We start from the raw sequence: 15,942 nt of genomic DNA on the forward strand, positions 1-15,942 counted from the left end.
ACCGCCATTTGGCGGTTTTTTTGTTTTAGCATAGCCTATTTTAAATTAAAACGAGAAGGTTACTTTGGTGTAGAAGTAACGACCACGCGGGTTGTGTACACCCGATGCATAACCGTAAAGATCCGCATCGCCATCACCGATGGCAAATGGTGGCTCTTCGTCAAATACGTTATTAACACCTAGCGACACTTTAGTTGCATCACTTACACGGTAAGATGTTTGTAGATCCACCAGTGCTTGCGAATCAACCATACGCGATGTATTACTATCAAAGTCTAAGTTACCGTCGAAGTCTATATCTGGTGTATCTTCAAATTCACCTACATAGCTAATATTTACGTTGGTATTAAATTGGCCAATTTCCCAGTTAGTTGAGAAAATCCAACGATGCTCTGGGTAATAGTATTCACCAGTATAATCACGGCCATCTTTTTCAAACTTGTTTTGGTATGCCCACTCTAAGTTAAATTTAAGTAACCCTAAATCATCTAGCGAGTGGTTGTAATTTGCTGATAAATCAACACCCGATACTTCTTGCGATGAGACATTTTCGAAGGTGCTGTATATTTTTTGAATAGTCCCTAAGCTATTACCGCCACTAGGTGCTAAGCGTACACATACAGTGCTATTTTGGTTATTACATTCAGAGTTATAAATTGGGCCAAATTCTTGCTCATCAATTTTATTATCTTGGGTAATACTCCACACATCTACGCTTAAACCAAATTCAGCAGAAGGTGCCCAAATAAAGCCAACATTCCATGATTCTGACTCTTCAGCTTCTAAATCAGGGTTACCAGCAAATTCTATGTTGTAATCTAGCGCGTCACAATCAAGGCCGGTTGCTTCACAGCGATAGGTATCGACAAAAAACTGACTTTCTTGTGATGGTCCTAAACCCACTTGTGCAAGCGATGGCGCTCTAAAACCTTGTGCCCATGAACCACGAATGGTTATCTCGTCGGTCGGTGCCCAGCGTAAAGCTACTTTAGGGTTTGTTGTATTACCAAAGTCGCTGTAATCATCGTAACGGCCAGCTAGTTGTAGCTCTAGGTTTTCAGCAAGTGGGATTGAGAATTCCACATAGGCTGCGTATTGGTCGCGCTCTGCTGCAGCAGATACAGACTCAGTACCAAAAATTAAACCGCGCTGAAATTGATCATCCGGTGTATCGGTTACATCTTCTTCACGGTATTCAATACCCGCGGCCATCATAACCACATCATCACCAAAGCTAAATGCTTCACCAGAGATGTTAGCATCGAATGAGGTCATGTGTGACTCACCACGGCGTACTAAGCTTGTAGTAATTCTGTCAATGACTTCTGGGCTGTTATAGGTACCACCAAACGGGTTGTAGTTACCTGCATCAATTTCTTGTTGTAAAAAGTCGGTGCGAACCCAGCCTTGCGAACGATCGCCCGTTTGCATTGATTTACTACGGCCTTTTTGAACCGCAGCTTCCCAGCTCCATTCGTTAATTTCGCCTCTTAGGCCAGCTACAAAGCGAAGCGTATCTGACTCAATATCCCATTGGCGAGCGCCAGCATCAACGGTACGATAACGGCCAATTTGAATATCTTCGCCAAACGGGTTGTTAGGGTGGCTAGCGGGTACTGTTAAACCTGCATCTTCATCAAGTGGAGTAGGGGCACCTGCAGCAACCGATGTATTATGCTGTACTGCCATTTCTAAAAAGCCGGTAATACCATTGTCAAAATTGTATTCAAATTGTGAAATAGCACCTACGCGCTCGGACTCAGGAGCAATGTAACCAAATGGGCCGTAATCAAATAAACAACTGCCGCTTGCTGTGGCATTTTCTGCTGGGCAATCTGGGTCAATTGTTTTTACACCATCAACATAAAAGTAGCCAGGAAAGCCACGAGAAGAGCGAAAGTCTTCACCGCCATATGGTGATTGGTTGGCGGTGCCTAAGCTGCCCATTTCATCTGACGAAAGAGAGGTGTTTTTAAAGTAATCAATGATAATTGAGGCACTGCTTTTTTCGCTAGTTGTACCCCATACTAAACTTGCTGTTGTTTCTTCGTAGTTAGGGCCGTCAGTGCCACCGTAGCCTAAGTTTAGCTCAACACCATCTATGTCTTTTTTCAAAATAACGTTGACTACGCCCGCTACTGCATCAGAGCCATAAATTGCTGATGCGCCATCTTTTAAAATATCAATGCGTTCAATTGCCGATACCGGAATACTATTAATATCGACAAATGAGTTTGTAATACCTTCGGCAAAAGCACTAATAGCCACACGGCGGCCATTGATTAGTACTAATGTAGCATCTGCACCTAAACCACGTAGGCTGACCGCGGCAGATCCATTTGCAGTTGAATCCTGGTTGTTACCACGTGTTGAGAAAGTACCGCTGCCTGCCACAGGCATTCTTTCGAGGAGTTGTTGAAGGTTATCGTAACCCATGTTTTCGATATCCGCTTTACCAATAGATTGTACTGGCGAAGGCCCTTCGATATCTGTGCGTTTAATACGCGAACCTGTTACTTCAATGCGTTCTACTTTTTTTGCTTCTTCAGCAGCATATGCTGTTGTTGTAAAACCTGCTGAAAGTGCGATTGTAGCACCTGCAATAATGCTAGGTGTAAATGCAATTGATTGCTTCATCCTTAAGTCCTTGTTGATATGTTATAAATTTAGTTGCTTAATACCAATTCGCGATAATACTTAATCATTTTGCGGGGCTAAACGTGTCGCTATCTGTGTTAAAAAATTCTCTTTTAGAACAACTAAATAACGAACTTTTTGCCTAGCTATCAACACGTTTTTCCAACCTCAAAATAGATCAATTAATTAAGCGAATTGGTATTACAAGCGCTGATATTAATATCATGTAACTTAAGTGTTATCAATCTACACCCTTTGCGATTTTAGTATGAGTTTTTGTAGGGTGTTGAGGGAAAAATATTCAATAATAGAAACAACGAAAAGGGATAGACAAGGCTAAATTACTCGCTTTGTACCATAAAATTTGCGCACTAAAATGGGCAGGCATCTAAAGAAATTAAAAAAATAAATAAAGTGTAATAATTTATTTATATTATGCACATGGGAGAGTTAAATAAAGTTGTGGTTAATTCGATCAGGTTGTTTTAAATTTAACCAGTGAAAATTTAAAAAAAACGCCTAAATAAATTAGGCGTTGTGTTTATACTTTGTGTTTCATGAGGCGTTCTTTCTCACGCGACCAATCTTTATTTTTTCCGTCTTCACGCTTGTCATGCATTTTTTTACCTTTTGCTAAGTGAAATTCAAGTTTCACCCAACATTTTTTCCAATACATGGCGGTGGCAACAAGTGAAAAGCCATCTCGTTCAGTAGCACCGACTAACCTATCAAGCTCTCTTCGGCTTAATAGTAGCTTACGATAGCGCATAGGATCGCAGATAACGTGGGTCGAAGCGCTATTTAAAGGCTGAATTTGACTGCCTAATAAAAAAGCTTCGCCATTTTTAAGATGAATATAAGTTTCTGAGATGTTTACCTTACCTGCTCGGATACTTTTTACTTCCCAGCCCTGTAGTTCAACACCTGCTTCAAACTTGTCGTGTAAAAAATACTCATGACGCGCTTTTTTGTTAAGCGCGATGGTATTACTGTTCGATTTTGATGATTTGTTCTTAGCCATAGTGCCCTATAATATACGTATTAAGAGATGTTTTACATCGATTTTTTATATGTGCCTTTAAAATAATCAGGTGAACTTAAGACCATGAAAATTTGGGGAAACGCGCAAAGCTTGCTAAAATTCGCCCACACAGTTGGGAGTGAGTATGCCACAAATAGAAAAAAGTGCGCTGGTTATGTACAGCACTAAAGAGATGTTTGACCTAGTTAATGATGTAGAAGCTTATCCGCAGTTTTTACCTAATTGCTCAGACTCTAAAATCGTTTCGCAGCACAATAATAACATGACCGCGAGTTTAGAAATATCCAAGGCGGGTATAAAAAAGTGGTTTACCACTGAAAACACCTTTATTGACGAGCAAACGGTGCAATTAAAGCTTGTTGATGGCCCATTTAAAACCCTTACAGGGCGCTGGCATTTTCAAGCATTAGATAAAACAGCCTGTAAAGTTGAGCTAAAGCTTGAATTTGAATTCTCTAGTAAGCTTATCGAATTGGCGTTTGGTAAAATATTTAACGATGTAGCTAAAAATATGGTTAGTGCATTTACACAACGTGCAAAAGATGTATACGGAGCAAGATAATGATTAGCGTTGAGATAGTATTTGCATTACCGACTAAAGCAACCACTTTAACTGTTGAAGTTGTACAAGGAACCACAGCCGAGCAAGCTGTTATTCAATCAGGGATCATTGAAAAGTGCCCTGAAATAGACCCAACTGCGCTTACTTTAGGTGTGTGGAACAGAACAGTAAAAGCACATTACGAATTAAAAAATGGCGACAGAATAGAAATTTATCGCCCGCTTATCGCAGATCCTAAAGATGCTAGAAGAAAGCGTGCTGAAAAAGCAAAAGAGGAAGGCCGAGCAAATAAAATTACTGGCGGTCGTCCTTTATAAGTGTCACCAATATAGTAATTAATAAGGTGAGTCATGCTCACCTTTTTAATGACTCAAGCGTTTATTGCTCTAGTGGAGTATCAAAGTTCTCTGGTTGGTCATAATCACCTGAAACGGTAGCAAGTAACTCGTTTTCAAATTTAATCACCAACTCTTTTTGCTGCTCATTGTCGCGGCCTTTATTAAAGCTGTACATATAACGCCAAGTACTATTATCAAACGCATCTTCTGCTATTGGGCGGCCTAAAACATAAATAACTTGCTCTCGTGTCATGTTTACACGAAGCTTATCTACATCTGATTGCTCTAAAAAGTTACCCTGTGGGATATTGATTCTATATACCCAGCTAGAACAACCTGCTAAAGAGCTGAATGTGAGAGCAATGATAAGCCAAAGAGAAAAAGTTTTTAACGACTGCATTGTTAGTTGTGATCCTTATTTTTTATAATCTGCATGATACCGATTAGTCACTGAAGGTAAAACCCTTTTAAGAAATTGTTTTTAGTTACTTGAGTTAGGGCAAGGTTTTGACCACAAACACACAAAAAAGTTTAAGTATAAATATAAGCAAAGCAAACAAAGTCCCCTCGACCTGGTATTTGTATATAGTGCAAACGCGTTTAGGCCACTGGTATACAGGTATAACAACGAATGTTGATAAGCGCTTAGCCACACATCAAGCGGGTAAGGGAGCAAAAAACTTAAAAGGCAAAGGCCCCTTAGTGTTAATTCATCAACAAAAGGTGGGCTCAAAAAGCGAAGCCAGCAAGTTAGAGTGGCAAATTAAAAAATTAAGTAGGGCCCAAAAGGAGCACTACGTTCAACAGCTAATGACTAAGTGAAGCTGTGGCATTTTTTAATGCTTTTAATTTATTACGATAGCGGGCTTTGTCATAGTTAAATTCTGCGTTTATACCCGCTAAACGCATGTAATGTGTTGCCTGCTTTATATTGCCGGTAAAATAATATGCTCGCGCAAGGCCAAAGTGGCTTTCGTGTAACTTGGCGTCAATTTTATAAGCGCTTTTAAAATGCTTAATCGCTTGAGAATAATTTTTAAGTACCATTTCACTATTACCCAATGATATATGGTAATACGGGTTAGCTTGGCGCTTTTTATTGAGCTGTTTTAGCATTTGCTGACCTTGTTTAGCGCGGCCACTTAAGGTGTACAGCACAGCGAGATTACCCATGGCAGTATGGTTATTTTTATCAAGCGATAAAGCATAGTTATATGCCTGTTCAGCTTCTTTTAAATAATTAAGCTGCCTAAATACAATACCTAAATTTCCCCAGCCACCACTGTATAATGGGGCGGCTTCAACTGCGGCACTAAAGTAGCTATAAGCTAAATTATAATTTTTATTTACTAACGCTAGAGCGCCCTTATTGTTATAAAACATAGCCGTAACAAATTCTTTGCTTATTGGGCTGGTTTTAAAGCGTTGTTTTCTTATATTCGGGTCGAAGTCTATGGTTAACTGTTTATCACGTTGATAAACCATTGTGGCTGGTATTGTTTGCATAAGCGCATTGTCAATTGATAAATTAATATGCCCTGTCAGTAAATTAACCCCCTTATTCATTGCCCAATATTCAGGAATATGGACTTTTTGAAAACGCGCTTTTACACCTAAATAATCGGCTAAGCTATACGCTAATATCGATAACGACAAGCAGTTTGCATTTAAATTAGCGTAGGTTTGCGATGCACTCAGTGTGGCGCCACTTAGATAGGTTAGCGAGTTATCGCCGTTTTTTAATAAAAAACTTAAAATACTGTTCGCTAAGTAATGCGCGCTGCGTTTACTGGTTAAGTGGGCATCAAGTTGTGAAGTGATTGTTTTATCGAGTTTAAATATGTCTTGCTCGGTTTCAACCATAATGCGGTTAAAGGTAGGGTGGTTTGCAAGGGCAAGCGGTGGTGGCTCACGCACTGTGGTGTTACATGCGCTTAAATATAAGCAACTACTGAGTAATAATGCGTTAAAACAAGATATGTTCATAAACCACCTCCAACATATTACATCTATAAGTGTAGATGCAATATGCGCAGTTGGTTTATTAAAGTGTTACAAAACGTGTTTAGTGGTGTTTTTCAAAGGTGGCCACGAGTGCATCGAGCGCTTGAGCGCTATTTGCTAAATCGCGAATTGCTTTCTCGGTGTTTATTTGCTCATTCATAGCAAGGTCGCTAATTTCACTTATTTGCTCAATATTACGTCCTACATCAGCAACCACGTTACTTTGCTGCTCAGTTGCAGTGGCAATTAAGGTAGCCATATCGTTTATTTGATTTGCTGTTTCGCTTATTGCATCAAGCAATTCAACAGAGCTTTGCATTGCGCCTACGCTTTGTTGGGCTTTTTGCTTAGATTGACTAATATCATTTACTACATCTTCAGAAATAGTGGTTAGCTCTTCAATCATTGATTGAATTTCAGTGGTTGATTGTGAAGTACGATTAGCAAGCGCGCGTACTTCATCGGCCACTACAGCAAAGCCTCTTCCGTGCTCGCCCGCGCGAGCCGATTCAATCGCTGCGTTTAAGGCCAGTAAATTAGTTTGCTCTGAAATGCCGCGAATAGAATCAACAATACTCGCTATATCAATTGTTTTTTTAGAAAGCAGTGTTACTTGCTCGGTAATACCGTCAATGTCAGTGGCAAGCGCTGAAATTGTGGCTTGGCTTTGTAATACTTGCTGGTGGCTTTGACTGGTGTTTTCTTGACTGCTTTGCGTAAGCTTCGCTGCATTAGCCGCACTTTGTGCTATTTCTTGTACTGTTGCGCCCATTTCGTTAATGGCAGCAGCTACCGAAATGGTTTGCTCTTTTTGATTATCAATAGACTGCGAGTTGTTTTTTGCTTGTTCAAATACATGATTAGAACTTTGGCGTATTTCGGTACTCTCGTTTGCTACTTGTTTTATAGCAGTTTCAATTTTATGAATAAATTGATTAAAGCCATGACTTAAATTATTTAGCTCTGGCTGATTGGACTCTGGTAAGCGGTAAGCTAAATTAGCATCGCCTGATCCTAAACGTGAAAACAGCTCAGCCATATCCGAAAGCGGTGACGCTAAAGAACGGGCTAATAAGTAGCTCAGCATACTAGCAACTAAGGCAGTAACGAGTGTAAAGGTAAATATTTGCCATTGTAGTGTCCCCACGCTTGCAAATACCTCACTTTTAGGTACTTGGGCTAATACGTATAAGTCGGTATTGGCTATTGGCATGGCTGCTAAAAAAGTGGCTTCGTTATTAAGTGATAATTCTGTAATTGCAAAACCAGAGGGGTTATATAAAGTACTATGAACGTTACTGCCATAAAGTGTGTCTATGTTTACTTTAGCCACTTTATTTGCATCTTTATGTAACTGAATTAAGCCGCTTTTATCTGCAATAAATACAAAGCCTGTTTGCTCAATTTTAAATTGTTGTAGTAGCTTTTGCATGTCGGTAATACTTTTTGCAAGCCCCGCTAAGCCAAGGCCATTTGTTTGCTGATGATTCACAAACATTTTTACATCCGTCGGGGATTCTTGATAAATACTGATTGAGTAAGGGTTAGTTGAGTTGGTAAAACCAAAAAACCAACCATCAGCTGCATCGTTTTTAAGCACACGTAAAAATCCGTGTTGGTTCCAATATTGTGCTGTATCACGGTTAGCCCACGAGGCTGTTGCTAAATCAAACTGCTTAGCAACGCGGTTTAACTCTTTAAGCAGTAGCGTGTCGTCTTGGTTATTTGAGCGTGCCCACTCTAAGATAAATTCGTTTGATGATAGTTGCTGTGCAGCACCTAAAAGCTCGTTTATTTCGCCGCCAATTTGATTACTAATACTGTGTAATTTGCTGGGTAGCTCAGATTCAATCATACGTCGTTCTATAATCTCTTCAGAGCTATATAAAGACGTTAAACCAATTAATGCAGCGACACAAATTGCAATGGTACTGCCTAAAATGGTGATTTTTTGAGTGATAGTTAGGTTTTTTATCGTCATATTATTTAACTTTACAACTAGGTAGATAGCCATGTTAGCACATTATTAATTAAGCGCTAATTATTGCAATATATCTAAAAGGGTATACTCGCTTTTTATTATTACTAGCACGAAAAAGCCCACAGCATATGCATGTGGGCTTGGTTTCTAACAAGCGAAACTAGTTATACAATTTTCTTCATTGCTGACATGTAGCCGCGTAGTCTAGCGCCAACAATTTCAACAGGGTGCTCACGTAACGCAGAGTTTATTTGAATCAGCGTTTGGTTATCTACTTGGTTACTTTGCTCATTTAGGCCTTTACCAATAACATCAGTGTCGATGTTTTTCATAAAATCGGCAAGTAATGGCAAACATGCATGGTTGTAAAGGTAACAGCCGTATTCTGCAGTATCAGAAATAGTACGGTTCATTTCGAATAACTTTTTACGTGCTATGGTGTTGGCAATTAACGGTGTTTCGTGTAAAGACTCATAATAAGCCGACTCGTCAATAATGCCTGCTGCAGTCATGGTTTCAAATGCAAGCTCAACGCCGGCTTTAACCATAGCAACCATTAAAATACCGTTATCGAAAAACTCTTGCTCAGAGATTTCTACATCACCCGCAGGGGTTTTTTCAAAGTTAGTTTCGGCAGTTTCAGCGCGCCATTTTAGTAAGTTTGCATCGTCGTTTGCCCAATCTTCCATCATTACGCGTGAGAAAGTACCGTCGATAATATCATCTTGGTGCTTGTTATAAAGCGGGCGCATAATAACTTTAAGTTCTTCGCTTAGTTCAAACGCTTTTACTTTTGCAGGGTTTGATAAACGGTCAAGCATATTCGTTACGCCACCGTATTTAAGGGCTTCGGTAATTACTTCCCAACCGTATTGAATTAGTTTTGACGCGTAACCCGCATCAATTCCCTTTTCAACCATTTTATCAAAACATAAAATTGAACCAGTTTGTAACATGCCACAAAGAATTGTTTGCTCACCCATTAAGTCAGATTTAACTTCAGCAATGAATGATGATTTAAGTACGCCTGCACGGTGACCACCGGTACCCGCAGCGTAGGCTTTAGCTTGTGCTAAGCCGTGACCTTGTGGGTCGTTTTCTGGGTGAACAGCAATAAGTGTAGGTACACCAAAGCCGCGTTTATATTCTTCGCGAACTTCAGAACCAGGACACTTAGGAGCAACCATGATTACGGTAATGTCTTCACGAACTTGCATACCTTCTTCAACAATATTAAAACCGTGCGAGTAAGCAAGTGTAGAGCCTTGCTTCATTAAAGGCATAATGGCAGTTACAACAGCTGTATGTTGTTTATCTGGAGTTAGGTTTAATACTACGTCAGCGGTAGGAATTAGCTCTTCGTACGTGCCTACTGTGAAGCCGTTTTCAGATGCATTTAGGTATGACTGACGACGCTCATCAATTGCTGATTGACGTAACGTGTATGATACATCTAGGCCTGAGTCACGTAAGTTTAAACCTTGGTTAAGACCTTGTGCGCCACAGCCAACAATTACCAGCTTTTTACCTTTAAGTGCTTCAACACCGTCGGTAAATTCACTTGGGTCCATAAATTCACATTGCGCTAATTGAGCTAACTGCTCGCGTAAAGGTAAGGTATTAAAATAATTCGCCATGTTAGTGTCCTATAATTCGTGTTTGTTAGATGCAAAGCGTTTTTGCTTTGCTTAAACACACCATAAAAAAAAACTTTACTTGCGTAAAATGATATATTTGCACTAAAGTATTTCAAAAAATGAAACGTAGAGGCGTGTAATGGATCATAAGCATTTAAATTACTTTTTAGCGTTAGCTAAAACGCTCCATTTTGCCCGTGCGAGCGAGCTGTGCCATATAAGCGCGCCTACATTAAGCCGCAATATTAAACAACTTGAAGATGAGGTAGGCGTTGCTTTATTTTTACGCGATAACCGCAGTGTAAAATTAACTAAAGAAGGGGAGTCGTTTATTGATTACGCCACCTCTACACTGGCTAATTGGCAGCGTTTTAAAGCGAATGTAAAAGACCCAACTCAGCATATTTATGGCAATGTGAGTATTTATTGTTCAGTCACCGCTTCATATAGCTTTTTGCACCAAATATTAGAGCAGCTTCGTGCGCAGCATCAATATATAGAAATAACGCTTAATACCGGCGATCCGGCGTTAGCAATAAATCGAGTTCTGGATGCCCATGAGTCAATGGCCATTGCTGCACGGCCAAGTAAGTTACCTGCCCAAATCGCTTTTGTTAATATAGGGCACTCTCCACTGGTTCTTATTGGCCCTAAAATTCAATGCCCGATCAGCGAAAAAATAGCTAAAAATGCCCAATATATTGATTGGTCAGAACTGGAGTTTATTGTACCTGAGCAAGGTTTCTCTAGGCAGCGATTAGAGCAGTGGTGGCAAAAAAATAATGTGCATGGGAAAATTTACGCGCAAGTTGCTGGGCACGAAGCAATGGTGTCTATGGTGAGCCTAGGATTAGGTGTCGCTATGGTTCCTAAAATAGTGCTAGATAATAGCCCGCTGCAAGACAAGGTACATGTTCTGCCCAGTGAAAACTACCAGCCAGAAGGGTTTGATATTGGTTTGGCGGTGCTAAAAAAAGAGCTTAACGACCCCGCAATCAGTGCATTATGGAATATTGCGCAAACTTTAGGCGCAAATGTTATTTAAACTTTCAGCGATTAATATAATTCAGTAAATAGTATGATTAACAGTTGCGTATGGGTTTACTATTACTTAACATGAAAGCTCAATAATAAAAAATAATGACGCACGAGAGTTTATAATAATTATGGATCATGCTGTATCGCTCGCTCATTCTGCTCAATGTTTAAAAAAAGCAATTCCCTTGATGGTAAAGTACCGAATGCCGGTAACGCCTATCAACTACGCTATTTGGTATTGCTATGTGCAAGGCAGCAAGCCGGCATTAAATGCTGAGCTTGATCATGTCATTGCTGAGCAACAAACATGCACACAAAATAAAGCGAAAGAAATTTTTGATAAGCATTTAAGTGAAGATGACTTAGTGTTTTTTCAAGAAATGGCAGATCGCTTTCATGGCACTATGGAGCAAGTACAGAACGATATAAGCATTACCCTCAACCATTCTAAAAGCTTTACCACGTCGTTGGTCGATTCTCAAAATGAGTTGGCAAGTTTAGCGAATGTAAATTCGTTTAACGAGATACTCGGTTGTGTTGAACGCTTAACTGACGAGTCGGTGGCTATGCAAGATTATGCACGAGAATTCCAAACTAAACTTGCAGTAGCCTATAACGAAATTAAAGATTTAAAAGAGGCGCTTAACCTCTCTAAAGAAGCAGCAGATACAGATCCCCTAACAGGCTTTTTTAATAGAAGAAAGTTTGATGATGATATTCAGCAGTTTTGTCAAACCTATTCAGAGCAAGCTGACGATAGCGTATTAGCAGTACTCATCATGTTTGATATTGATCACTTTAAACGTTTCAACGACGATTTTGGTCATCAAAAAGGCGATGAAGTACTTAAACTAGTAGCCAAGAAAGTGTCACAAAATATCTCCGATAACCTGAACGTTTACCGCTACGGCGGCGAGGAGTTTTGTATTACTGGGTATTTTGACAGCATCAACGACATTATGGTGTTTGCCGATAAAATTCGTTTAGATATTGCCTCACTAACGATCCGCAAAAAAGACGATGCAAATTCTAAGCGTGCAATTTCTGCAAGTTTTGGACTTGCTATTTTACGCCCATTTACAAAAGGTTCGGTGCTTATTGAGCGCGCCGACCGTGCTTTATATATAGCTAAAACACATGGTCGTAACCGTATTGAAATAGCCCCTGACATTTAAATGTGATGAACATGTATAAAAATTGTGAATGATTGTAACCAGGTGGCGCACATTTGTGCTTACCTTGCTAGTATAAGTCACTTACTAATTTTTACTCATTTTTGATTAGGTTAATGCGGCTCAATACGTTTATTTACATTTTTTGCTTTGTGGTGTGCTTGGTTTGCGTGCCTATCGCAGCTTCACAGGCCCATAACGAACAAGAGTATGCGCAGCAACATATTACTGTTAAGAAATGGCATGTAAATCTGAGTGCCGGTGCAGGTGTTATTACTAATCCACTGCATGGCGGAAAAAATGTCCCGCTCCCTGTGATCCCGCGAATTGCTTTTTATGGTGAGCGTTGGTTTTTTGATAATGGTCGCCTAGGCTACACGCTAAAAGAAAGTCAAAAGCATCATTTTAATATCGTTTCAGAACTTAACGCGGAGTCACGCTTTTTTATTGATTGGCACCCAAACAACCTCTTTGTTTTGCCCGCAACCGCAGGTGTTTCTTCATTCGCGCAAAATAATGCCCAACCTAAAAAAGTAAATATCGATAATATTGATAAACGCCATTTAGCCCTAGATGCCGGTGCGAGCTACCATTATGTGCAGCAAAGCCATGTACTATCAATACAGTTCTTGCACGATGTAAGTAATGTTTATAACGGGACTCGTGGTGCTATACAATGGCAGTACCACAGTGAAGTAGGGCGTTTAAAATTAAAACCTACGCTTGGGGTTAACTATAAATCAGCTGAATTAAACAACTACTATTATGGATTAAAAGCACATGAAACCTCATTAGGCAAAATTGACGTTGGTAGTAGTTGGCAACCTTATGCTAAAATCGACGCCAGTTGGCCATTGAGTGAGGCCAACAGTCTTCGTTTTCATGTAGCATATTACGACTATTCAGCTATGGATGGCAGTCCGCTTTTTGAACGTAACTATTCAATGACTGCTTTTATAGGATTCGATCATACTTTTTAATATGAAGTATTTAATGTTGATTGTGCTTACAGTTTTTCTGTTTAGCCCTCCCGTTGTAGCGCAAAATGCGTCTTTAAAGGTCTCCCCCAAAGTGTGTGTTGTGTCTGAGCAGCAAGCGTTTTGCGATCTCGATTTAACGTTTAATTGGCAGCAACCATCGCCAAGCGATGCATGCTTATACCAACAAAATAAACTTATTAAATGCTGGCAACAACAGGCTGTAGGTGAGTTTAAGTATAAAGCGCGTGTTCAGGTAGAGACCATATACTCCTTAATCAATCCTCATACCGGTGTGTTAATTGCTAAAACACACATTGAAGTGCAAAGTACTGATGCTAAAAAAAATAGGCGCAGGCTTCGCTCTCCATGGAGCTATTTTTAATTTAGGAGCAACTCATGCCAAAAATTTTACTTGTTGAAGATGACTTAGGTTTACAACAACTAACAAAAGATTATCTTGAACATAATGGCTTAGAAGTAGATGTATTAAGCCGTGGTGATGAAGTATTTAGTTATCTTGAGAATAACGCTGCTGATTTAATGATTTTAGATATTATGTTGCCAGGTAAAGATGGTTTTAGCGTATGTCGTCAAGTGCGTGATAAGTTTTCGTTGCCAATTTTAATGCTGACCGCAAAGGGTGAAGATTTTGATCAGGTGATTGGCTTAGAACTGGGCGCAGATGACTATGTGGTAAAACCTGCAGAACCGCGTGTATTATTGGCGCGTGTAAATGCATTACTGCGACGGGGGCAAGGCGTGGTTAAGGCCGCTGAAGAGATTCAGTTTGGTGATTTAGTGATTGATAAAACCAGCCGAATTGTTAAATTAAACGAAAACGAAATAGTACTTACATCCCATGAGTTTGAGCTATTATGGCTACTTGCCTCTAATGCTGGCGAAGTACTGAGCCGTGAACATGTTCATCAACATATGATTGGCCGTCAATATGATGGGCTTGACCGCACCGTTGATGTACGCGTGTCACGTATTCGTAAAAAGTTAGGTGATAACAGCGATAAACCCTACCGTATAAAAACCGTGTGGGGACAAGGTTACTTGTTTGTATCAGACGCCTGGGAAAAATAATATATGAAGGTAAATAAGGAAAAATGGGCAAACTATTTATAAGTTTATATGTTTATATCATTGTTTCTTTATTTATTGTTAGTGGTGTTATAGAACAAATTTGGCCTTACGAAGAAACGCAGCAGCAAGTGCTGTTAGATGATGAGTTTGGCCAAGCGCTTTGGTTATTATCGCAAACCAATGATGGACTAGATAAGCTAAAACACAGTTTTGAAAGCCAAGTTATTGCCCGCCGTGATCTTATTTTACCCCTCAAGCAACAAGCTATGCTTGATAAAAACCATTACTTATATCTGTATGATAAAAAACAACGCATAGTGTGGTATGTTGAACTAGGCGATAACAAGCTACTCCAAATTGGCCCTGTCGGTGTTTTAAAAGCAGCCGAGAGCTCCGTTATCCCGTATTTAATGCTACTGGCTATTGTAGGGCTACCAGTGGGGCTTTGGAGCTTTTTATTGTGGCGCGATTTTTCAAAGTTACGCCATGCGTGCGAAGCGGTTGACGGCTCGCAAGACTTTAGTATAAGTAACCCTTCTAAATCGTTTTTTTTACCCGTAACTGATACTTTAAAAGTAATGCAACAGCGCATAGAGCATCTTCTTAGTGCGCAACAAGAACTGACCTCCTCTGTATCTCATGAATTTAGAACGCCACTTGCACGGTTAAAATTTGGCATAGCCATGTTAGAAGAAACGCTGCAATCGGAAAAAGGACAACATTACCTAACTAATATGCAGGCAGATATTAGTGAACTTGAGGCGCTTGTATGTGAAATGCTTGAATACGCAAGGCTTGATACCCAGCAGCCAAGCTTAGTGACAAGTGACGTTGACTTAGCAGCCTTAACACAATCGGTCATCAACAAGCTAAATTTTGCAAGCGGTATAGAGCTTAATGCGATATTACCACCGGCTTTAGTATACAAGTGTGATGCGCATTTTATTGCACGTGTTATGCAAAACCTGGTAGGCAATGCGTTAAAGTACGCTGTTAGTCGTGTTGATGTCACACTCAAAGCGCAAGGTGATGCAATTTACTTTATTGTAGAAGATGACGGTGAAGGTATTTTAAAAAGCGACAGAGAAAGTGTATTTAAACCTTTTACTCGTTTAGATAAAAGCCGTGATAAAAGCACAGGCGGTTTTGGTTTAGGCTTAGCAATAGTGGCAAAAATTGTATCGTGGCATAAAGGACACTATTCAATCACTGACTCATCGCTTGGTGGGGCTAAGTTTATAGTTATCTTACCTAATACCTATCCACAATAATACTTAATCATTTTGTGGGGCCAAGTGTGTCGCTACCTACGTTAAAAAATTCCCATTTACGACTGTATGGATGCAGAAGGTAGAGCAATGCAGGAGTAATTGCAAAGAGCAACTAAATAGCGAGCTTTTTGCCTAGCTATCAACACGATTTTCCATCCTCAAAATAGATCACTTAATTATGCGAATTGGTA

General features: G+C 39.8%; 15 protein-coding genes. 9 read left to right on the top strand and 6 right to left on the bottom strand.

All coding sequences use genetic code 11. The features are described 5' to 3' along the window. Positions 1-45: 45 nt before the first annotated feature. Together QUE46_RS04910 and smpB are read right to left on the bottom strand one after the other, a co-directional pair. Complete coding sequence (locus tag QUE46_RS04910) at positions 46-2,637, bottom strand: TonB-dependent receptor (protein WP_286246460.1); 2,592 nt, start codon at positions 2,635-2,637, stop codon at positions 46-48. Positions 2,638-3,178: 541 nt separating this feature from the next. Beyond that, positions 3,179-3,658: an SsrA-binding protein SmpB gene (gene smpB, locus QUE46_RS04915; protein WP_089347066.1), complete on the bottom strand. Its 480-nt coding sequence runs from the start codon at positions 3,656-3,658 to the stop codon at positions 3,179-3,181. Positions 3,659-3,803: 145 nt separating this feature from the next. Here smpB and QUE46_RS04920 point away from each other — a divergent pair, with 145 nt between their 5' ends. Further along, on the top strand, positions 3,804-4,241 hold the full coding sequence (locus QUE46_RS04920) for a type II toxin-antitoxin system RatA family toxin (RefSeq protein ID WP_286246461.1): 438 nt from the start codon (positions 3,804-3,806) through the stop codon (positions 4,239-4,241). Further along, the gene (locus tag QUE46_RS04925) at positions 4,241-4,558 is read left to right on the top strand and encodes an RnfH family protein (RefSeq protein ID WP_286246462.1); all 318 of its coding nucleotides are present in this window, start codon (positions 4,241-4,243) and stop codon (positions 4,556-4,558) included. The genes QUE46_RS04920 and QUE46_RS04925 overlap by 1 nt, the downstream gene beginning before the upstream one ends. 61 nt (positions 4,559-4,619) lie before the next feature. Here QUE46_RS04925 and QUE46_RS04930 read toward each other — a convergent pair whose 3' ends face one another. Next, entirely contained in the window at positions 4,620-4,979 is a 360-nt protein-coding gene (locus QUE46_RS04930) for an outer membrane protein assembly factor BamE (RefSeq protein ID WP_286246463.1), read from the bottom strand. A gap of 107 nt (positions 4,980-5,086) precedes the next feature. Here QUE46_RS04930 and QUE46_RS04935 point away from each other — a divergent pair, with 107 nt between their 5' ends. Next, positions 5,087-5,401: a GIY-YIG nuclease family protein gene (locus tag QUE46_RS04935; RefSeq protein WP_286246464.1), complete on the top strand. Its 315-nt coding sequence runs from the start codon at positions 5,087-5,089 to the stop codon at positions 5,399-5,401. On the opposite strand, the gene QUE46_RS04940 is transcribed toward QUE46_RS04935, so the two are convergent. The 3 genes from QUE46_RS04940 to ilvC form a co-directional block, all read right to left on the bottom strand. Next, a complete protein-coding gene (locus QUE46_RS04940; protein WP_286246465.1) occupies positions 5,387-6,565 on the bottom strand; it encodes a tetratricopeptide repeat protein in 1,179 nt (392 codons plus the stop codon). The two genes, QUE46_RS04935 and QUE46_RS04940, sit on opposite strands and share 15 nt — an antisense overlap. A gap of 79 nt (positions 6,566-6,644) precedes the next feature. Beyond that, a complete protein-coding gene (locus QUE46_RS04945) occupies positions 6,645-8,564 on the bottom strand; it encodes a methyl-accepting chemotaxis protein (RefSeq protein ID WP_286246466.1) in 1,920 nt (639 codons plus the stop codon). Positions 8,565-8,728: 164 nt separating this feature from the next. Beyond that, positions 8,729-10,201, bottom strand: a complete 1,473-nt coding sequence (ilvC, locus tag QUE46_RS04950) for a ketol-acid reductoisomerase (RefSeq protein ID WP_286246467.1) — start codon at positions 10,199-10,201, stop codon at positions 8,729-8,731. A gap of 139 nt (positions 10,202-10,340) precedes the next feature. Between ilvC and ilvY the strand changes: the two genes are divergently transcribed. The 6 genes from ilvY to QUE46_RS04980 all read left to right on the top strand — a co-directional run bounded on the left by ilvY (position 10,341) and on the right by QUE46_RS04980 (position 15,751). Next, positions 10,341-11,246, top strand: coding sequence for an HTH-type transcriptional activator IlvY (gene ilvY / locus QUE46_RS04955; protein ID WP_286246468.1), 906 nt, complete (start codon positions 10,341-10,343; stop codon positions 11,244-11,246). Positions 11,247-11,367: 121 nt separating this feature from the next. After that, positions 11,368-12,414 carry a GGDEF domain-containing protein gene (locus tag QUE46_RS04960; RefSeq protein WP_374761393.1) on the top strand — a complete coding sequence of 349 codons (1,047 nt, stop codon included), beginning with the start codon at positions 11,368-11,370 and terminating at the stop codon, positions 12,412-12,414. Positions 12,415-12,587: 173 nt separating this feature from the next. Then, positions 12,588-13,391 carry a MipA/OmpV family protein gene (locus QUE46_RS04965; protein WP_286247681.1) on the top strand — a complete coding sequence of 268 codons (804 nt, stop codon included), beginning with the start codon at positions 12,588-12,590 and terminating at the stop codon, positions 13,389-13,391. A 13-nt stretch (positions 13,392-13,404) separates the two neighbouring features. Continuing rightward, positions 13,405-13,773, top strand: coding sequence for a DUF3019 domain-containing protein (locus tag QUE46_RS04970; RefSeq protein WP_374761394.1), 369 nt, complete (start codon positions 13,405-13,407; stop codon positions 13,771-13,773). A gap of 14 nt (positions 13,774-13,787) precedes the next feature. Then, the gene (locus QUE46_RS04975; protein ID WP_286246471.1) at positions 13,788-14,480 is read left to right on the top strand and encodes a response regulator transcription factor; all 693 of its coding nucleotides are present in this window, start codon (positions 13,788-13,790) and stop codon (positions 14,478-14,480) included. A gap of 23 nt (positions 14,481-14,503) precedes the next feature. Then, positions 14,504-15,751, top strand: a complete 1,248-nt coding sequence (locus tag QUE46_RS04980; protein ID WP_286246472.1) for an ATP-binding protein — start codon at positions 14,504-14,506, stop codon at positions 15,749-15,751. The last annotated feature ends 191 nt before the right edge of the window (positions 15,752-15,942 follow it).

It is taken from the genome of Pseudoalteromonas sp. MM1 (assembly GCF_030296835.1).
Classification (GTDB): Bacteria; Pseudomonadota; Gammaproteobacteria; order Enterobacterales; family Alteromonadaceae; genus Pseudoalteromonas.